The organism is Flavisolibacter ginsengisoli DSM 18119 (assembly GCF_900129295.1).
GTDB lineage: Bacteria > Bacteroidota > Bacteroidia > Chitinophagales > Chitinophagaceae > Flavisolibacter > Flavisolibacter ginsengisoli.
Genome location: NZ_FQUU01000002.1, coordinates 129,577 through 150,273 on the forward strand (window position 1 = coordinate 129,577; position 20,697 = coordinate 150,273).

Sequence of the window (20,697 nt, forward strand, 5' to 3'; positions counted from 1 at the left end):
TTAGGCCAAAGACTGAAACCTTGGCAATACCATTTAAAGCATTTTCACATTCCGAGAATGTCGTAACACCTCTTGCTGCTTCATACTATTATGATAAGCCCGGGCACTCCTGTCCCTCTACATTCTTCAAAGGGTATTCCACTTAAAGGAATAATCATTAATTATACATAACTGGAAGTTCTACCAGCATTAGCATCCGCCGCCTGGTGCTCAGGAACTTGTCTCAAAGGAATTACTATAATGAAGGAAGCACCTTCGCCTTCCTTACTTTTGGCTGTAATGATGCCATTATGCCTCTCGATAATCTTTTTAGTTATCGCAAGTCCTATTCCTGTTCCATCATATTTATCCCAGGCATGGAGACGTTGAAAAATTATAAATATTTTTTCTGCAAACTGGTTATTGAAGCCTATTCCATTATCTTCTATGGTTATACGGCAATATGCACCATTGACATCAAATGAGTCAACAAAAGATAGTTCGCTCACCCTGGTAGCATTTACTTTTATTACAGGTGAAATACCAGGCCGGTTGAACTTTAAAGAGTTACTAATAATATTTTGAAATACCTGCCTCATCTGGGCGCTGATAATTTCTGCTTCAGGCAAATTACCAACTTCTATTGTTGCGTTTTTTTCCAAAATAGAAAGCTCAAGGTCACTTAATACCTCTTCCAATAAATTATTTAACCCCGTCAATTCAAACTTACTTTCACCAGACAGTCTTGTAAATGCTAAAAGGTCATTAATCAATTTTGTCATTCTTGAGGAAGCCTTGATGATCCTGTTCATATAATCCATAGCCTCGCTGGCAGAATTGGAAAGATATCGGTCTCTTACCAGGTTACTGAACATATGTATCTTACGCAAGGGCTCTTTTAAATCGTGAGAAGCAATTGAAGCAAATTGAAGCAGTTCACCATTACTGGCCTCCAATTCCATATTTATCTTTTGAAGTTCTTCCGTTCTTTCTATAACCTTTTGTTCCAAAATATCATTCATCAATTTATGGTCATTGATATTGGTACATGTACCAAACCATTTTACTATAATACCATTCTCATTCCTTAATGGAACTGCACGGGCAAGGAACCAATTGTATACCCCATCGTATCGTTTCAATCTATACTCAATTTCATAAGATGTTCCTGTTTGAAGGCTATGCTCCCATAACTTCATTGACCTGTCAAAATCATCGGGATGTAACACTGCTGGCCAACCTTTTTCTATTGTATCTTCCTGTGTCAGGCCCGTGTAATCATACCAACCCTTATTAAAAAAGTCATAATGACCATCTGGTTGCGTTGACCAGACAACCTGGGGCATGAAGTCTGTTACAAAGCGAAACTCCTCTATAAGGTCTTGTAGTTCATTATTCGTATCCTTCAATTTTTGTTCAGCTAATTCCGCCTCAGTAATATCTACCATGGAACCTAGCATCCGGTAAGGCGTTCCTTCATTATTGACAAGCACAGCACCCTTATCCTGGATAATAGCATAAGTTCCGTCCTTCTTTTCAAACCGGAACCGTTCAGACCAGTTATTGGAACCATTATTAATAGCTGTATAAATACTATTGGTGACTCTATCCCTGTCATCAGGGTGAATTTGGTTGATCCAAAAAGTACTGGTCAATTTGTGTTCAAGTTTTTCAAAACCAAAACGGCTGTAGAAACTCTCACTCCACCAAATCCGGTTGTTTACCAGGTCCCAATCCCAGATAGCATCATTAGTAACATTAGTAATCAACCTGAAACGCTCTTCACTTTTAGTCAATTCAAACGTTCTTTCCTTTACTTTATCCTCCAGGGCTATATTCAGGTTGCGGTAATTTTCCTTAACCTTCATTAATTCAAAATAATTACTCCTGAACTTTTCCTCAGCCTTCTTCTTATCATTTATATTGGTAAGACTTACAACAATTCCATCCATCATTTGCGACACTATCAGGTCAAACCAATGGTTTTCACCGGAAATAGATAATGCAACTTCAGTCTGTAAAGGAACTGCTGTGTTGACAACAGAAACAAATTTTTCAAATAATTCATCTTTGATTAATTCCGGGAAATTAGCCTTAAGAGATTTCCCTAAATAATCAGGCGCCGATCGTTGTAATAATTCATCAGTGGCATAGTTGGCAGTTATCCAGTTGAAATCAACTATTTCATCCTTGTCATTACGTTTAGCTTTTAATGCCATGATCGCACTAATGGAAGAATTGAACACTGCCTGAACTATATTATTCAGCTCCTTAACATTGCTGATATCAATAAAAGTGATGACTACGCCATCTACCTTTTTATCCTGCCTGATGTAAGGCAGTATCTTCATCAGGTTGGTATTTCCATTACTTAATACAACTTCTTTCTGAATAATCACCTGGTCTTTCAACACTTTCTGAATATCCTCAATGAAATTCTTGTTTTCCCGGATGTTGGTAGAAATATGTTCTATTGGCCTGCCTATGTCTGATTCGATCAGGTTAATCATTTTGACAGCAACTGGATTGAACTTCCGAATGCGAAGATTACTATCTACAAATACCTGGGCAATTTCAGTGCTTCTGAAATAGTTATTCAGATCATCATTTAATTCTATCAATTCCCTGATACGAAGCTGGTGTTCGGTATTCAATGTATGCAACTCTTCATTCAGGGATTGCAATTCTTCATTACTTGATTGTAGTTCTTCATTTGCAGATAACAATTCCTCGTTACTGGATTGCAGTTCTTCATTGGCAGTTTCAAGGCTTTCGATAGCCATCTGGAGGTGTGACCTTGTTTCTTTCAATTCATCCTCTAGTTCTGCTATATAATTGAGTGATTCAGTATGGTTGCCGGAAGTGAATTCAGGAAGGGGTTTTACAGCCTGGGCCTCATGATTCTCACCAAGAACGATCATGGTATGTCCATCTTTATTGGCAGGCCGCACAAAAATATTAATGTTGCTATCCCTGTTCTGAACCCTTATATTATTTAAGCTAACAGTGACCTTTTCTCTTAAGGCCTTACGAATAGCGGCATTTAAAGCAACCGCCAATTCGCCATTAACCATTCTAAGAATATTTAAAGAAATGATCTTATCCGGCAAAGACAAATACTTTTTGAAATCGCCTATTGCTTCCCTGATCTCAAAATTCTTATCAATATAAATAGCCGCAAAACCATATTCTGCAACCAACACATTTCTAAAATCATCTGCGAGTTCTTTCTCAAGTGTATCTTCCTTTCTGGGGGCAATAGTCCTTATTTCCCGAGGGGTTTTGAACATTTGCGCAGAGGGTAATCTTTCAGGGTTATATTTTACATCACTGATAATTTTTCTGAAGATCTTCCATTTTCCATTTACTTCTTCAAACCCATCTTTCACTGTTGCAGGTGTTTCACTCGGGCCCAGGAATAAATAACCACCTGCATTTAAAGAGAATTGCAGGGTGGACAATACCTTTCGCTGCAGAATATTGTTCATATAAATGAGCATATTCCTGCAGGTCACCATATCATTTTTTATAAATGGTGGATCTTTTAACACATTATGACGGGCAAAGACAATCTGCTTACGCAACCTGGGTTGAACAACAACATGACTTCCATCCTTGATAAAATACCGGTTAACCAATGCAGGTGATATTTCTACCACACTTGAAGCAGGATAGGTTGCTTTTGAAGCGAATTCAATGGCATCAATATCAAGGTCACTGGCAAATATTTTTACTTCAAGCTTCTTCCCCATGCTTTGCAAAAGATCATCAATCAGGATTGCCAGTGAATACGCTTCCTCACCAGTGCTGCAGGCGGTGACCCATATCTTTAATATCTCGTTATCATTTTTTGAATTGATAATATCCGGCAAAACTTCCCCGCGCAATATTTGGAAGGCTGCACTATCTCTAAAGAATTTGGTAACTCCTATCAAAAACTCTTTTCCAAGCGAACGGCATTCTTCTGGCGATATACGCAAAAATTCAAGGTAGTCCGTGAACTTTTTATATCCCATCAGTCCCATTCTTCTTGTAATGCGTCTTAAAATGGTAGGGGTCTTATAATTATGAAAATCATAACTGCAATGTTTTTCAATAAGCTTTAAAACCTCGGGCAGCAGGGTTTCATCTGGCTTATCTTCAGTTACAATATGAATAGGCCGTTCATTAATATAATTGAATACCTCCTCCGGCATTAACTCAGGTGCCAGTATTAGATCCGCAAAACCGGTAGCTATAGCTGTATTCGGCATACCATCAAACTTGGCGGATAAAGGATCCTGCACCAGTACCATACCCCCTGCCTGTTTGATACTTTGTATACCTTTTGATCCATCAGAACCTGTACCTGAAAGAATGATGGCAATTGCTTTTTCTGCCTGGTCTTCAGCCAAAGAATGAAGAAAAGTATCTATAGCTGTGTTGGGAACCTTATCAAAATTCTTTACACCCAATTGCAGGTGCCCATTCTTAATGGTAAGCAACTTGTTATTAGGGATCACGTAAACACAATTACTCTCCGCCTTTGCACCATGGGTGGCCTCATACACCTGCATATGTGTATGCTTGGATATAAGTTCAACCAGTAAGCTTTTATAATCAGGTGAAAGGTGTTGAATAATAATAAAAGACAGGTTGCCATTAGAAGGCATATTATCAAAGAATTCGTGGATGGCTTCCAATCCACCTGCAGAGGCACCAATAGCAACAATAAAATGCCCCTGGCCCTCAATATTTTTTTTCGAACCGTTCATTAATCAGAGTCTATTACCAATGTTTTGCCAAAAAATATAACGATATGAACTTTACATTTTGTTTAAAGCATAGTCCATAACAAAATTTCTAAATGTTTCCGCTACTTCCAGTTCCTGTTCCTGCCATGGAAGTGCCTTCTTATCAACGTTTTGTTGCCAAATATTAAAAGACGCCCGGGGATGGTATTTTTTTCCGCCAGGTTCGAAATTTATGGCTTCATTAGGATTTCCACCCCAGTTCACCTTCCTTTTTTCCTCTGGCCTGAATGCAAGAATATAATTTCCTTTTTCCGCCTGGATAGGCAATACAAGCAAACCGCTTGCCTTGTCAGAATAGGCTAATGCCGGTTCAAATTCAAAGGAAAGGCCCTGTTGATGATAGGTCTTATCCACTTTTTTCGATTGTAACCAATAGACCAATTCATTGACCTCTTCCTGTGAAGGAACCCTGCCATATGAGATCTGGTTTCTATTCAAAATAATACTCACTCCTTCAGCACCTAATACACTCAATATATTCTTTTCATTTTTTTTCAACGCCTTAAATATATCAGCCTCTTTATATACATCTTCTACTATCTCCAGTTGTTTTGCCTGCATTCCTGATTTATAATTAAAGGTATCCTGGGCACTTAAAGATTGAAGTTTCGCTGAAAGAACATTTGACACTAATTCAAATAAGGCACAAAACTCAAAGGAAAGATAAAGTGGTTCGCGGTTATGACAGGCGATCAATCCCCAAAGTTTTCCGTTTTCCATTATGCGTGTAGACATGGATGCCTTGACCTTCATATTGGCCAGGTATTCCAGGTGAACACCTGCCACACTTCTTAAATTAGAGTCAGAAAGATTTGTAAATCCATTTACTGCCGGGTTGATTACAGGATACAGTTTTACCGGGACATAATCGATATTGGGAATCAGCCGATAAGGCATTTTTAGATAAAGTGCCCTGGCCTGCTGCGGCACATCGGAAGCGGGAAACTTAAGTCCCAGATAACTATCCATTCCGGCTTCCATAACCTCTGCTATAACATCACCATTCCAATCTTCGTCAAAACTGTAAACCATTATTTTATCAAATCCTGACACACGTTTTAGTTCCTTAATGGCAATTAAGCAGGCTTCATTTATGGAATCAGCCCGCTCAATAGCAGCCATAACAAACTTCAATTCCTGGTATATGGGAATAAAAGAGGTTGCTTTCTGTAGTGATCGAATTTCCAGGTCCACTTCCAGGATAAAATAGGACTCTTGAAACTTTATAACTGCCAATCTTTCCCCGGTATGAAAGGAGAAAACAAAGGGTATGCCTTCTCCTCCTGAATAATGAAACCTATTTTTTACATCCTTCAGATCACTATCCGTTATATACGTTTCAAGCGAAGTATTGATAACATCATTAGCTGGTTTTCCCAGCAGATCTTCCACATTTTCACTAACCTGTAGTATGGTAAAATCTCTTTTGTCAATGACTAGCAGATATCCGTGGGGTTGTATAAGATTTGTTTGATGCAAGGGAACTTTGCCACAAAATTCCGCATCCGTTCTATTAAGAGCATTCATTCGATGTCGTTGTAATCCAGTTTTGAAATAAGGTAAACGTTGCATTAGCAGCATCAATCACTGCATGTACATCCTGCTGTTCATTGAGGGCATCCAGGAAGGTTTTCCATTTGGCGCCCGTTTGCTCCTTATAGCCACTAAAAAAATGCAATTGCTCTTCCTGCAAAGAGATAAATGTATTTGATTGCAGCCATTTACTGATAATACGTCCACCAAGAGTAGACCCTTCCATTACATACATGCAACCAAATGCCTCTGCTTTATTAGAAATGGCAGGAATATCCCGGCAGATGGGAATATCAGTAACAGGATATCCTAATGAAAGAAGGTCTTCCAGGGCCAGGGAAGCAAGCTTTCTTTCACTTATATCTGCAAGGTCTGAATCAGTTAATATCCTGGAAATTTTGTTTTGAAGAGGGAAATAAAAACCATAAAAGGTATTTAATAACGAAGCATAATCTTCTACCGACCGGATATTACCGATCCTTGGATTCATGGTTTTTTCTACGTCAATATGACGGGCTGCAGTTTCTTTTTTAAGCATAACTGCAGCAGGCTCAAGGGTTAAGGGCATCCGTAAAAATAGGGAAGAAATTAATTGAATCTTCGTGAAAATTGAACATTGCCTGATTTTTCAACTCCTATCTTTGTTTCTATGAGCACTAACGATATGCCCACTGCCACCAACTCTATGTTGAACCTTCTTGAAAAAAGAAAACATCGATTATCAAAGATCTATGAAGGAGGAGGCTTGAAAGCTGTTGCAAAACAAAAAGAAAAAGGTAAACTCACTGCACGTGAACGTATAGAATACCTCACTGATAAGGGATCTCCATTTGTTGAGATCGGTTCATTTGCGGGGTATGAAATGTATGAAGAATACGGAGGCTGTCCTGCAGCAGGAACAGTCGCAGGCATAGGCTATGTCAGTGGTAAACAATGCATCATTGTGGCCAACGATCAGACGGTAAAAGCAGGTGCCTGGTTCCCGATCACAGGGAAAAAAAACCTGCGGATGCAGGAAATAGCATTGCAGAATAATCTGCCCATTATTTACCTGGTTGACAGTGCAGGTGTATTCCTTCCCATGCAGGATGAAATATTTCCGGATAAGGAACATTTTGGCCGTGTATTTTACAACAATGCACAAATGAGCGCCAAAGGAATTATCCAGATAGCAGCCGTTATGGGCGCCTGTGTGGCTGGAGGGGCTTACCTGCCCATTATGAGTGATGAAGTACTGATGGTGGAAGGAGCAGGATCTATCTTTCTGGCAGGACCCTACCTGGTAAAAGCGGCTATAGGCGAAGAAGTGGATACTGAAACCCTTGGCGGCGCAGTTACACATACTGAAATTTCAGGCATAGCCGACTATAAATTTGATACAGAAGAAGAATGTCTTGACCAGGTGAAAAGGATCATTGATAAAATCGGAGAAGTGGGCAAGGCAGGTTTTGATCGTGCAAAACCTAAAAAACCGAAAAAAGATGCTGGAGATATCTATTCATTATTTCCTGCAGATAATACCCGCCCTTATGACATGGTGGAGATCATTGAAAGAATTGTTGATGAATCCGTTTTTGACCAATACAAGGAAGATTATGGTAAAACAATTCTATGTGGTTATGCACGTATTGACGGTTGGGCAGTTGGTATTGTAGCTAATCAAAGAAAAATTGTAAAGACAAAAAAGGGTGAGATGCAAATGGGTGGTGTTATTTATAATGACAGTGCTGATAAAGCTGCCCGCTTTATTATGAATTGCAACCAGAAAAAGATCCCACTGGTCTTTTTACAGGATGTTACCGGTTTTATGGTAGGCAGCCGCAGCGAACATGCAGGTATTATAAAGGATGGAGCGAAACTGGTAAATGCAGTTGCCAATTCAGTGGTACCCAAGATCACTATTATCATGGGTAATTCATATGGTGCCGGCAACTATGCCATGTGCGGGAAAGCTTATGATCCCAGGTTTATATATGCCTGGCCTACTGCAAGGATCGCCGTAATGGGTGGTGAACAGGCCGCAAAAACCTTATTACAAATACAGGTTGCATCCCTGAAAGCAAAGGGAGAAACTATCACACCTGAAAAAGAAAATGCCCTGTTGGATGAGATCAAAAACAGGTATGAAAAACAAACCAGCCCTTATTATGCTGCAGCAAGGCTTTGGGTGGATGATATCATTGATCCGGCGCAAACCAGGATGGTCATCTCTGAAGGAATCAATGCAGCTAATCACCAGCCGCATATGAGTGAATTTAAAACCGGCGTTTTCCAGGTATAGCCTTAGGATAATGTTTATTAAAATCTAATAACAAACTACTCCGGGAATACAATATATAAGATTGAATTTCCCCTTACTTTCTATTATGCAGGATATAATTATGTACACGGACGGATCTTCCAGGGGCAATCCCGGGCCCGGAGGCTATGGAACTATTTTGATGGCAGGACAAAAAACAAAAGAGTTGTCTCATGGTTTCCGCAAAACCACTAACAACCGCATGGAACTTATGGCTGTTATTGCCGGATTGGAAGCCATGAAAAAAACTGGTTTGAATATTACTATTTACTCCGATAGCCAATACGTTGTAAAAGCAGTAAAGGAAGGATGGCTGAATAAATGGCTGGCTACCAATTTCGCTAAAGGGAAAAAGAATAAGGACCTCTGGGTGAAGTTTTACAACCTATCTACCAAACACCACCTCAAATTTGTATGGGTAAAAGGTCATGCTGATAATCCATACAATAACCGGTGCGATGAATTAGCCACATCTGCGGCAGACGGGAAAAACCTGGATATAGATGAAGGATATGAAATGGATCCCGAAAGACTGATACTTTAAATAAAAAACCCCGCCGATGCGGGGTTATATTTTTAAGCTAGTAGATGTTTAGGTGTCAAAATCGTTCGGTGTATAAGGTAATACGTCCCAAATAAAACACCACAGAAGAAAAGGTCCCCAATGAACAGGTTTCCATAAAAACCTTTCACCAGTCCATAATCCCTGAAGAAAGCAATACCATCATAATAACACATCATCAGGCCATCAAATGTTTTGGGTCTGCCCAAACCACCACCTCCAAACCAAACCATGAAGTTGGATGCAAGGAAAAACAATACAGAACCTGCCAATGAAAAACCGGCAACTCTTAACACTGTAATCTTCTTAAGCAGAAATCCAAATAACACCACGCCGCCGATAAGCAGGTAGTTTACCCACTGACCAGTATAAAAGCCTTGTATATCAGTTAACCCATTTATAAAGAGAACCTGGTATAATGCATCTGAAAGAAACATGGATAATAACGGCAGAACAAAGGCCCATCTTTTATCCTTGATCATAGCCCCTGCAAATAATGCCATAGCCATTTGGGGAGCAAAACCGAAAGGACGGCCAGGCCAGGTACGGTATAAAGAAGCAGAAAGTATCAATAAGCCGAAAGCTATCAACACAGATTTATTCAATTTCATTTTTTATCATTTAGAGAGGAACAAAAATAAAGGAAGAATTTGTACTCTGATTTAGTTTTTTACACCCAAAGGAACCAGGCAACGAAATAATTCACCCTTACCCGAACTTATATGCATCTCGGATCCCGGGCATAGAAAAACAGCTTCTCCCTTATTTAATTCAATTGTTACATCCTCAACTTTTACAGTTGCCGTGCCTGATAACAAGAACCATATCTCTGGCGATTGCGAAACGACCATCTCCTGCTGTCCATTAAATTGATAAGAATGTAATTCAAACTCCTGGGCAGGGCTCAGGTAGGTAACAGCAAAATCATTTCCTGAAGGTAATACTGCAGGAACAGTGGCTTTGAAATCCACATGCTTGAGCAGTTCCTTCACATCAATATGTTTATCTGTAAGGCCCGCCCTTAGTACATTATCTGAATTAGCCATTACTTCTACGTTCTGTCCTTCCAGGTAGGCATGCGGCATGCCCTGTGGTTGAAATATCCCCTCTCCTTTTTTCAAATGAACCAGGTTAAAAAAATAAATGGAAAAAATACCGCGGTCATAATGCCCATCCTTGCAAAATGTAGATACTGCTCTTGCGGCCCAAAAATCTTCTGACTCCTTTTTTAACTGTCCTTTTTCGTACATGGAGATAAGCGGCTGAAGTAGTGTGCCCAATACCTGGTCTACCTCTTCCTGTTCAATGGTCATAACAGATTCATATAAAGCCCTGTAATTACCTTCACCAAATACGTTAAGGAGAAAATTGAACGCTGGCTTGTCCCGAAGTACCTCTTTTAACCTGGCTTCATCTTTAAACCCATGAAGCAACCAGAAATCGCCAAGGGCCACCATCAATTCTGGCTTATGATTCTCGTCTTTATAATTACGGTGCGGAGCATTTACAGGAATTCCCTTTTCATTTTCTAAGGCAAATTCCTTGATAGCCGACTCTTTACTGGGATGCACCTGGATGGAAAGCATCTGTCGTACATCAAGTATTTTAAATAAAAAAGGAAGCGAGGAAAAATTCTTACTAACACCAGGCCCTAATAGCTTTCCTGGTGCCTCCTTTATCATTGCTGAAAGTGTGAGTTCGCTATCTACTATGGTAGAAGGATGATTGGGATGAGCGCCCAGCCAATACTCCGCAAATGGTTTTTGCTCTGCATTTTCAATTCCCAATAAAGCCGGTATAAAATTGTAGCCACCCCAGGAATAATGCTGCACTATTCCTTTGATCTTAAATAAACTATGAATCAATTTGAAATATTTTTATTTTGATAAAGATATGGCACAGCATATTGAATTAGGCAAACAGGGAGAACAATTGGCAGTGAACTGGCTGGTTGATAAAGGATACGCCATCCTCCACCGCAACTGGCGATTTGGTAAATATGAATTGGATATCATTGCCATTAAAGATGGATTACTTCACATAGTGGAAGTCAAGGTGCGCTCCTCTACTCAATTCGGATTTCCGGAAGAAAACGTCTCAAAGAAAAAATTCAACTCGATCAAACTGGGTGCAGAAGAATTTCTTTTTCAACACCCTGAATTCCATAACATACAATTTGATATTCTATCTATAAACATTGTCAACGGAACAGAAAATGAATTCTTCTTTATAGAAGATGTGTTTTTGTAATTTCCCATTTTGATTAGGTAGATTCCTATTGATTCATAAAGAAACCTTCCTTATGCATTGAATAATGGAATGTGACGGTATCTGGCTTACATTTGTTCTAATACTTAATTATGAAATTAGTTTTGCTCCTCTGCGCCTCTGTTTTATTTATAGCTTGTAATAATTCAGGTAAATCAGTCAAAACATTTTGCGATACCACCTGTAAAACAGACTCATTTAATTTCAAAGGAGCCGACCGCTTTGAGTCCAGGGTAAACATTTCATTAAAGAATTGCAAACCAGATTCCATTACCTGGACACATGGAGGCATGACCATCACCAGGCAACTTCCCTTTAATGACCTCACCAACCAGGACGTACGGTTAAATCCCACCGCTATCAGTTGCATCATCAAAGACACCAGCTATGCCTGGCTCACGTTCAACGATTGCATGACAGGTCGCGGCTTCCTTGTGAAACTTCCTTTTAATAAAGCTAATAATATCAACAAGTTTACTGGTGCGCTTAATAGCTTTGATCCTAAATTTTCATTAGAGCCAGATCTTAGGGCATATACAGACAGGGGATCTATCTACGTTACCGATATTAACTCCGGTAACCAGGAAGTGATGACCTTCAAGGAAACGTACGATATCGATTTTAATAATCTACACCAGGTAGTAGATTCCATAAATATCACCCATAAAAGAATTTATGTAAAACTGCTGAAAAATGGCCAGGAAGTACCTATTGAAAAAGCCATTGACCTGAAGTAAGAATAAATGAATACTCATTTCAAAGAAAAATTGAAACTCATTGTGGGAACCATATAAAAAAGGATTCAAAGCTTACCTGCAGTTAGAGCGTTCCCTGGCGGGTAATTCTATAGAAGCCTACCTGGCTGATATTGAAAAGCTCACGACTTTTTTACTCCTGAAAAATATAAAAAAGAACCCTTCGGAATTAGACCTGGGCGATTTGCAACAATTCGTAAAATGGATAGCTGAATTGGGCATGACCCAAAGTTCCCAGGCAAGGATCATATCCGGGTTAAGAACATTCTATAAATATTGTTTACTGGAGGATATAACTAAAACAGACCCTACTGCTTTACTGGAAGCTCCCAAACTAAAACGCACGCTCCCTGATGTTCTGAGCTTTGGCGAAATAGAAAACATCATTGCGAGTATTGACCTTAGCAGCCCGGAAGGAACACGCAATAAGGCCATAGTGGAAACCATGTATAGCTGTGGTCTCAGGGTGAGCGAAGTTGTAAACCTGAAGCTTTCACAACTCTACCTGGATGTTGGTTTTATAAGAGTAATTGGTAAAGGTGATAAGGAAAGGCTGGTACCTATTGGCAGCAGCGCCATAAAATACATTACTATTTACCTGGCCACACGCAAGCATGTGGTTATTCAAAGAGGAGAAGAGGACATACTGTTCCTGAACCGGCGAGGCAAAAGACTGACAAGGGTGATGATATTTTTGATCATCAAAGACCTTGTAAAAAAAGCTGGCATCACGAAAAATATATCACCGCACACTTTCCGTCATTCCTTTGCCACTCATTTAGTGGAAGGAGGCGCTGACCTTCGGGCAGTGCAGGAAATGCTGGGACATGAAAGTATCACCACTACCGAGATCTATACCCACCTGGATAGGGAATTTTTAAGGAAAACCCTTGAACAGTTTCATCCCGGCTTTAAATAATTATAGTAATGTAGGTACCCTTCTATTTCAAGGGAATTAGTTTTAACGTCATAACACTTACTCTAAAGATAAAATCTTCTTATTTTAGGACATTGGCCTCCTTAAAAAACATATTATCGGGCAAAACTGACAAGGAACTGGTTTCTGAGTTCTCTTCTACGCTGGATATTCAATTTGCAGGAGAGCTTTACAATCGCTATGCTGATCTGATTTATGGTGTATGCCTGAAATATTTAAAACATCCCGAAAACGCACAGGACAGCGCCGTTGCCGTCTTCGAAGAGCTGGTGGCTAAAATACCTAAACACAGCATTGAGAACTTTAAGGGATGGCTTTATATGCTGACAAAGAACCACTGCCTGATGCGCATTCGTTCCGGCAAAAAGGCACATACTGTTAATATTGATGCAGAACTTATGCAATCAGAAGATCCCACGCATCTGGATGGTGTATTGGAAAAAGAAGAGAACCTGGTACAACTGGAATATTGCATGGGTGAACTGGCCATTGAACAACGCCAGGCTGTTGCACTGTTCTATATAGAAGGTAAATGTTATAATGAAATAAGTGCTCTTACAGGAATAGAATGGAATAAAGTGCGCAGCTACATCCAGAATGGCCGGAGAAACCTGAAACTGTGTATTGAAAAACAAAAAGCTAAATCAATGATAAGGGAATGAGTGATTCACCAGGACATAAAAGCTATTCAGCTACCGATATTGAGCGTTACCACAATGGCCAGATGACGGCCAGGGAAAGACATGCGCTGGAGAAGGCAGCACTGGAAGATCCATTCCTGGCAGATGCCCTGGAAGGGTATTCATTTACCACCACTCCGCAGAAAGATCTTGAAGAAATAAACCGAAGGATCTTTCAAAAAACGCAGGCAAAAAAGACCGTTCCTTTCATCAAAAGATACAGCTGGATCAAAATTGCAGCTCTATTCCTTATAGTTGCTGGTGGTGGATGGCTGATTTTGAATTCAGTAAATAATAAAAAAGACATTTCGCAGGCAGTTCCTGCTGTAACAAAATCGACACCTTCCAACCAACCTGCAGCTCTACCTGATTCCATAAGTTCAAAAGAACTTACCATTTCATCCCCTGCTGAGGTAAGTGCACAGGCATCAAAAACCATTATACCTGCAAAAACTAATGCCAGTAAAATCAGAACGGGTAAAACTTACAAAAACGCTAATAAGCCGGAATCGACTTCCCTGGCAAATCAATCAAATCCGATAACTAATGCTCCACCCACAGAATTGAATGAGCAAGCACCGGTAGCGGCCATGACGGCTAAAAGAAAAGAAACCTTTACTGCTTCTTCTGCAGCAAGGTCAAGAAGCTTTAATGCAGGCGACTCCAACCCCGGATATGTAAATAGCCCCGTAAAAGATTCGGATGTTTCACATGGAGACACCATCAGGAACGTAAATGTTGTATTGCAGCCTGATAAGGCAAATAATGACATTGAGATCGTAGAACTCAAATCGAAGCGCCCGGTAATTGCAAGGCCCTCACCTCGTTTTGAAACCCTTGAACCTGCCGAAGGATGGTCCCAGTTCAACGATTACATTGCTGATAATATTAAGGAACCAAAAACTTATAAAGAAAAGCCAATTACAGGTGATGTTGAATTAGCTTTTGACATTAACCAGGTTGGGATGCCTGTAAACATCCGGGTAGTAAGATCCCTCTGCTCCGCTTGTGATAAAAAAGCAATAGAACTGCTCGAGCAGGGCCCTGCATGGAAAAACACAAAGGATAAAAAAGGAAAGATAACTTTCCATTTCTGACAGCCAATTGCTTCCAGCCTTTCAACCCCTTTTATATACATTTGTAAAAAACCACTAATCATGCTTACGAAACTTTTTTTGAGTGCAGGTATCACATTACTTTCTCTTGGTATAAATGCACAATCTCTTAAAACTCCTCAACCCAGTACCACCCAAACAATCAAGCAGGACCTTGGTATTGGATCTGTGGAATTATCTTATTCACGCCCCGGCATGAAAGGTCGCAAGATCTTTGGAGACCTCGTTCCTTTTGGCAAAGTTTGGCGCACGGGTGCTAATAGTGCCACCACCTTGCAATTCAGCGATAGTGTAACGATTGGCGGCACCAGGATCGCCCCGGGAAAATATGGCTTGCTGACCATTCCTGATAAAGACCAGTGGACTGTCATCATCAGCCAGCAAACAGATGTTACCAGCCCCGCTGCCTACCAGCAGGACAAGGATCTTGCACGTTTAACTGTTAAACCGGTAAACAATACTTCCCCTGTTGAAACATTTACCATGCAATTTGCCAATGTCAAATCCAATAGTGCTGACCTGCAGATCATGTGGGACAATACAACGGTCAATGTACCTATTACCACAGATGTGGAAAGTAAAGTGATGGCCCAGATCGATAACCTGATGAATAAGGATAACAAACCTTATTTCCAGTCAGCCATGTATTATATGGAAACCGGCAAGGACCTGAACCAGGCACTTGCATGGCTTGATAAAGCTATCGAGCAAAACCCCACAGCTTTTTGGGTGTACCATCAAAAAGCAAATGCTTTGGCAAAACTTGGCAGAAAAGAAGAAGCCAAAACCACTGCATTAAAATCCATGAATCTTGCTAAGGAAGCTAAAAATGATGATTATGTTGAACTGAATAAAAAGTTGATCAGTAACTTAAAATAAAAGATCTTCTTCCAGATAGATAGTCAGTTCATAGATATATAAAAGCCCCGGTACAGTAAAGAGTGTACCGGGGCTTTTCTTTTGAGCTTCGTGTACTGATCTAATGGTGGCAACAATTAATCAACGATTTCTTTTGCTTTCAGGATCTTGCCTAATGAAACATCGTTTTCGATCCTATCCAAAAGCCACTTCTCCTCCCGTCGAAGGAAATAATAAAGGTCAACAAAGTCTCTTTATGCGATGAGTTACCGCAGCACTAACTAGCTCTCTTCAGAATCTCACGCGGGACTCATCGGTTTTATTTTTCCTCTCTATCCCTCGAACTCCAGCAATATGCCCATGAACACAGAATAAGCACGAAAACAGTGCAGGCAATCATATATGTTTAGATTAGAAAAGTACTAGTAGAACATATCATAGGCATTCATGTTGCCGATCACGTGCACCCACCTGAAATAAGTAAAGGTGAAATAAAATGTCTGCTCTTGCAATGGATTTATACACAGCTAATAAGTTAATAAAGGCGAAGAAAAGGTGCAAGTAATGTGATTCAGCTGAAGAGTCCCGCCTTGAAACTCTTAAATTTTAGTTTTTGCTGCGGTGATTCATCGGTAAAGAAAGTAATGACGCTTACTGTCAGCCAATATACCAGCAAACTGTTAATTGTAGGCTTGCGAAGTCAACTTGCAACAAAGTTCTTTCCGTTAAAAGTATATGTCTTGTATTTTCCTGAGAATCCTTGTTTTGCCCCTTCAATTGGAACCCGAATTGTTCGACCACAATCTTTGATTTTAATACTTGGGACTCTTTGCTCTTCATTAAAGGCATGCAGATCAAATTCTACATAAACCTTTGACATCTTATCTGGAAATATTTTCGGTTCAATTAACTGCCCATTTACAATAGAAAATGCTCTTAGCTCTTGCCATGGAAGTGCTGTTGAGCCTTGTCCGTTGCCCCAGGCTAAATAAATGCTTCTTCCATTTGTCGCCTTAATTGTGTTTACAGAATTGTAGTGCATGTAAGAGTACGGCATACTTTCGTCAGTCGTGTCTACAAGCATTCTTGTTGCTACACCTTGGGGCGTTTTAAATATTGCCATAGTTGTAAAGGCAATCAAAGTCCCGCCAGTTCTTGTATCCCAAGAAACAAGAACAAGGTTTTTGTCCGCAGATTTGGCTAAATAAATAAAGTCGTAGTTAAGCGTGTCGGGAAAGTTGAACAAATGTGTTCTATACTGATTCAATATGCTTATAACTTTTTCATTTTCGCTTTCCAAAGAATCATAGCCACCAGATTGCTGCAGGCTGTCAATTCGTGCAAACTGCTTTGTAATTTTCTGGTATATATTTTTAAAGGGAAATGTCTTGACATAGTCACCCTTTCTAACTTGTCCGTGACATACAACAGACCAAAGAGTAAGCATTATTAACAGGATTCTCATAGCTTGCTACAACATGTAAATTTATCATATAAGTTGTAGCTCATCAAGAAAAATAGTTACTGACTTCCCCCAGCTAACCGTAGAATCTATTTTACTTTGAAATTAGCTTAAGGTTGAAATTTCTTTTTTCTGACATTTTCAACGTCTTCCAAATATGAAGTCTTGGAAAAATATTCAAGCCAAAATTAAAAAGTTCTAGGTGCGCACTTGGAGTATTGAATTCTAATAAGTTCGGATTTTCAATTTTTTCCCAAGTTTCGCCCTTTAATAAAGGAGAAGCAGTTAATACGGTTTCATCATTACCTGTAATATAATTTTTCAAAAGTTTGAATTCAAAAAGGGGGATAAACCTTAAACCGAAAATTCTTTTTAGGGTAAAACTTAATTCAAAATCTGAAAGCTCATATCTTTTTTGATCATACTCTAGTACACCACCCTCAAAAGAAAAACTATATTTTTCCTTATCTGTACATCCTTTGTTAACATCCCATTGTTGAAAAAATTGCTTTAAAAGTGTTTTCTTTTCTAAGTTCTTGGTGATTAGTGGCAAAGCCAAAAATGTTCTTAACATCTCTTCTGAAAGTTTAACTTTATCATCTTCTCCCTTTCCAATTTCTTTGATATCTATACGAAATTCAAAGTCTACATCAATAGATTCTAGGACCGTAGGAAATTTATGATTAACAATAATATTATCAGAAATTACTTCATGAGCAGATAATAAATCAATTTTTAAATTTTTTGCTTGAGTAATAGCTGCCTTTGTAAAACCAGACTTACAAATCAGAATTCCCTTTTGAGCTCCGACATCTTTAATTACTGAACTAAATTCTCCTACAATTTTGACATCTGCAGGAATTACATGATCTTTTACTTGAATTATCATTAAGATTTCGTGGCCTGCAATTTTATCTCTGACTGAAACATCAATTTGTCTTTCGATCCCAGTATCTTTTCCAAATATTTTGTCATTTATACGGACATCCGACTTAGGTGCCAACCAATTATATATCCGATGGATAGTTTCTTCATAGTAACGGCCATTATTTTTTTTGCTTTTCTTCATACCATTCTATATGTAAGGTTTTCGATTATTAGGGAAATTAGAGTTACAAAAAAGGTGTACAGCCGGTGAGATACAATACTAAATGTAGGTTCTTCCAAAGCCGCTAATAAAGTGTCATGTAACGGTTCGGGTATTTCTGCAGTAGCGGAAGTCCGAATTCCGCCAGCTTAAATTTATTGATAAAGATGAATAATGTTCATTTGTTCAGCACTCATTCTTCAGCCGCTATTGCAGAAATACCATGTTAGCGGCTTTGCTTTCTTTTTGTAACTGAATATTCCATTCAAAACGCTTATTAGACAAAATAGTTCTTTCAAGTTGTTCGATTTCTTCAGAAGACTTCTCACTCATTTCGTGTATACCTAAAAAGATTTCACTCGCAGTAGAGTTAATTATTGAATTTAAATGGCAATTAGTTGCTTGCCCATCCAAAAGACAATTGTACGAAGTAATACTTCCGTAATCACCATTTATCCTACTTTTGAAACTCGTTTTGCAACGACCTACATACTTAACTTGACCTTCTGAATAGTAGCAGTATAAACCTTTGTCTTTAAGATATGAGTTGATACAGTAAGAACAATACTTTTCGTCTCCATATTTGTTTAAGTATAATTTATAATCTAGATTGCCTTGTTCTTTTAGGTGTTTGATAAAATGACCTAATGGTTGCTTAAAAAACTTACTGTACTTATCCCCATGTTTTTTTAAAACTGAGTTGTAGCAATAAGTCGGCTTTTTACGTGCCTTTTCGTAAGTTTCTTCTAAAGTGCGACGGGAATAATGTGCAAAAACATTATCTACATTTCTCTTTGATATTTCTATTGGAACTAAAATAAAATTAACGGAGCAGTTGGAAGCTGTTATATTAATCATAGTCTTCATAGTGCGTAAACATAATAATTGCCATCATCATGCTTTCTTGCAGCAAAATAAAACTGGTAATCATAGCCCCGGCATCTCATTATAATGTGGCATTTGTCGCCTTTAAACTTAGTTCTCAAATATTCGGCTTCTTCCCATAAAAAATTTCTATTGTGTCGTTCCATAGCATTTCTTTCATCGGAAAAAAAGGCATGGCTACTTTCAGACTTTCTATAAATTTTATTCCAACCGTCGCTATCATTCTCTTTAAGGATTGTAAACAATGTTTTTCCTATGCTCTCAGGACTATCTTGCTTGATTTGATTGCAAGAAAAGAAGATGAATAAGAATAAGGTAAAAAAGAGCATGGCTGTAGACGTCTTCATACGTTTTGGTTTGTCTAATTTAGAAAATTTTCAAAAATTTGGTCTTTGCAAATTATGAAGTGTGGCGCTTAGCATTGCCGCCAACACGTAAATTTATGTTTCCAGAGGCAGCTCTTCAATAAAAAACAGCTATTGATTTCCAATTCTTTATTAATATAGTTTTTGTATTGTCGTTAGGACAATCCACCACATTATACTTTTTGTATTGTCGCTTCCTGCCAGCTAAACTTTTTTATAATTCTTAAAGGCTTTACTCCATCGGCACCCATTCATCCCTTATCTTTTCCCTGGGCCTTTTCAACACTGTTTTAAGTCCCCTGAATTCATCTATTATACGGCCGGCAAAACATATGGGTATCTCGTAGTCCTTCGGAAACTCACCTGCAAACACAACCTGCCAGTCAAAATCATCCGATTCATTCATAAACAATTCCTTGTCCTCCTCTGTGGGTGGCTCACTGATGATGAAGGTGATCTTTTCATTTTTCTTCTTTTTGCGCCTGGCCTGCTTGTCTTGTTCCCTGGCCTCAGCCTCCCTCAGCAAGGCAGGTAGGCACTGTTCAAAATCTTCCGCACTGATAGCCAGGCAATGCAGCGAGTCTAAAAAGCTATGAAGCCTGCGCAGCACTTCTTCATCACTTATACCTTCATTTACCAGTGCAAAACTTTTCTTCATGCAAAGACTGGAGAGCGTGCCACTCTTGCAGCCAGGCATTACATAACGGTATACCAATGAATTTAAGATACTGCTCCATCCAAAGCGCCCGGAACTGGCCCTGGTGTTGGCAAAGGCAGCATCGTTGAGATAACGTTCAGTATCCACGCCTGTTTTTGCCCGTGCCCGGTATTCACCTTTTTCTTTATAAAAGTTCAGTTTCTCAACAGTTCCCACTGCTTTGATAGAACTGGTTTGCTTTGCCATAGGGTCGGTTTGAACTATAAATATTAAAAATATTCTCCATTTAGTCAAGGGTTTAAGGCCTGTTTTCTCCTAACAATAGCCATGGGCTTACATAAAAGCTTGATAGCTAACCCCTACCCAAGCTATACTTACGCCCTACCAACGGTATGGATACACCGTGCTGGCACGGAGTATCCATACCGTTACTATGCCCTTGATAGGGCGTAAGTATACTA

At 39.2% G+C, this 20,697-nt stretch carries 18 protein-coding genes; 8 read left to right on the forward strand and 10 right to left on the reverse strand.

Translation table 11 applies throughout. The features are described 5' to 3' along the window. Positions 1-161: 161 nt before the first annotated feature. Genes BUA53_RS02650 through BUA53_RS02660 form a run of 3 tightly spaced genes read right to left on the reverse strand, consistent with a single transcriptional unit; the run spans position 162 to position 6,873 of the window. The gene (locus BUA53_RS02650; protein ID WP_072833705.1) at positions 162-4,733 is read right to left on the reverse strand and encodes a chemotaxis protein CheB; all 4,572 of its coding nucleotides are present in this window, start codon (positions 4,731-4,733) and stop codon (positions 162-164) included. A 51-nt stretch (positions 4,734-4,784) separates the two neighbouring features. Beyond that, a complete protein-coding gene (locus tag BUA53_RS02655) occupies positions 4,785-6,299 on the reverse strand; it encodes a GAF domain-containing protein (RefSeq protein WP_072833706.1) in 1,515 nt (504 codons plus the stop codon). Continuing rightward, positions 6,286-6,873: a biliverdin-producing heme oxygenase gene (locus tag BUA53_RS02660; RefSeq protein WP_072833707.1), complete on the reverse strand. Its 588-nt coding sequence runs from the start codon at positions 6,871-6,873 to the stop codon at positions 6,286-6,288. The genes BUA53_RS02655 and BUA53_RS02660 overlap by 14 nt, the downstream gene beginning before the upstream one ends. Positions 6,874-6,954: 81 nt before the next feature. Between BUA53_RS02660 and BUA53_RS02665 the strand changes: the two genes are divergently transcribed. Then, entirely contained in the window at positions 6,955-8,586 is a 1,632-nt protein-coding gene (locus BUA53_RS02665) for an acyl-CoA carboxylase subunit beta (RefSeq protein ID WP_084079768.1), read from the forward strand. Between the two features lie 85 nt (positions 8,587-8,671). Further along, positions 8,672-9,148 carry a ribonuclease HI gene (gene rnhA, locus BUA53_RS02670; protein ID WP_072833708.1) on the forward strand — a complete coding sequence of 159 codons (477 nt, stop codon included), beginning with the start codon at positions 8,672-8,674 and terminating at the stop codon, positions 9,146-9,148. A gap of 32 nt (positions 9,149-9,180) precedes the next feature. Here rnhA and BUA53_RS02675 read toward each other — a convergent pair whose 3' ends face one another. Continuing rightward, positions 9,181-9,777 carry a DUF6580 family putative transport protein gene (locus BUA53_RS02675; RefSeq protein WP_072833709.1) on the reverse strand — a complete coding sequence of 199 codons (597 nt, stop codon included), beginning with the start codon at positions 9,775-9,777 and terminating at the stop codon, positions 9,181-9,183. Between the two features lie 51 nt (positions 9,778-9,828). After that, on the reverse strand, positions 9,829-11,031 hold the full coding sequence (manA, locus tag BUA53_RS02680; RefSeq protein WP_084079769.1) for a mannose-6-phosphate isomerase, class I: 1,203 nt from the start codon (positions 11,029-11,031) through the stop codon (positions 9,829-9,831). 28 nt (positions 11,032-11,059) lie between these two features. On the opposite strand from manA, the gene BUA53_RS02685 reads away from it, so the two are divergent. From BUA53_RS02685 to BUA53_RS02710, 6 genes are all read left to right on the forward strand, one after another. Further along, entirely contained in the window at positions 11,060-11,416 is a 357-nt protein-coding gene (locus tag BUA53_RS02685; RefSeq protein ID WP_072833935.1) for a YraN family protein, read from the forward strand. A 110-nt stretch (positions 11,417-11,526) separates the two neighbouring features. Further along, the gene (locus tag BUA53_RS02690) at positions 11,527-12,171 is read left to right on the forward strand and encodes a hypothetical protein (RefSeq protein ID WP_072833710.1); all 645 of its coding nucleotides are present in this window, start codon (positions 11,527-11,529) and stop codon (positions 12,169-12,171) included. Between the two features lie 40 nt (positions 12,172-12,211). Further along, positions 12,212-13,108 carry a site-specific tyrosine recombinase XerD gene (gene xerD, locus BUA53_RS02695; RefSeq protein WP_072833711.1) on the forward strand — a complete coding sequence of 299 codons (897 nt, stop codon included), beginning with the start codon at positions 12,212-12,214 and terminating at the stop codon, positions 13,106-13,108. Positions 13,109-13,200: 92 nt separating this feature from the next. Continuing rightward, positions 13,201-13,788 carry an RNA polymerase sigma factor gene (locus BUA53_RS02700; protein ID WP_072833712.1) on the forward strand — a complete coding sequence of 196 codons (588 nt, stop codon included), beginning with the start codon at positions 13,201-13,203 and terminating at the stop codon, positions 13,786-13,788. Further along, on the forward strand, positions 13,785-14,903 hold the full coding sequence (locus BUA53_RS02705; RefSeq protein WP_072833713.1) for an energy transducer TonB: 1,119 nt from the start codon (positions 13,785-13,787) through the stop codon (positions 14,901-14,903). The genes BUA53_RS02700 and BUA53_RS02705 overlap by 4 nt, the downstream gene beginning before the upstream one ends. A gap of 60 nt (positions 14,904-14,963) precedes the next feature. Continuing rightward, a complete protein-coding gene (locus BUA53_RS02710; protein ID WP_072833714.1) occupies positions 14,964-15,800 on the forward strand; it encodes a DUF2911 domain-containing protein in 837 nt (278 codons plus the stop codon). Positions 15,801-16,479: 679 nt separating this feature from the next. Here BUA53_RS02710 and BUA53_RS02715 read toward each other — a convergent pair. From BUA53_RS02715 to BUA53_RS02735, 5 genes are all read right to left on the reverse strand, one after another. Beyond that, on the reverse strand, positions 16,480-17,244 hold the full coding sequence (locus BUA53_RS02715) for a hypothetical protein (RefSeq protein WP_217652917.1): 765 nt from the start codon (positions 17,242-17,244) through the stop codon (positions 16,480-16,482). A gap of 91 nt (positions 17,245-17,335) precedes the next feature. Beyond that, the gene (locus BUA53_RS02720; protein WP_072833716.1) at positions 17,336-18,310 is read right to left on the reverse strand and encodes a restriction endonuclease; all 975 of its coding nucleotides are present in this window, start codon (positions 18,308-18,310) and stop codon (positions 17,336-17,338) included. A 225-nt stretch (positions 18,311-18,535) separates the two neighbouring features. Next, positions 18,536-19,186 (reverse strand): GIY-YIG nuclease family protein, encoded by a 651-nt coding sequence (locus BUA53_RS02725; protein WP_217652918.1) that lies wholly within the window; start codon positions 19,184-19,186, stop codon positions 18,536-18,538. 5 nt (positions 19,187-19,191) lie between these two features. Continuing rightward, a complete protein-coding gene (locus tag BUA53_RS02730; RefSeq protein WP_072833718.1) occupies positions 19,192-19,560 on the reverse strand; it encodes a hypothetical protein in 369 nt (122 codons plus the stop codon). Between the two features lie 250 nt (positions 19,561-19,810). After that, complete coding sequence (locus tag BUA53_RS02735; protein ID WP_072833719.1) at positions 19,811-20,482, reverse strand: hypothetical protein; 672 nt, start codon at positions 20,480-20,482, stop codon at positions 19,811-19,813. Positions 20,483-20,697: the final 215 nt, after the last annotated feature.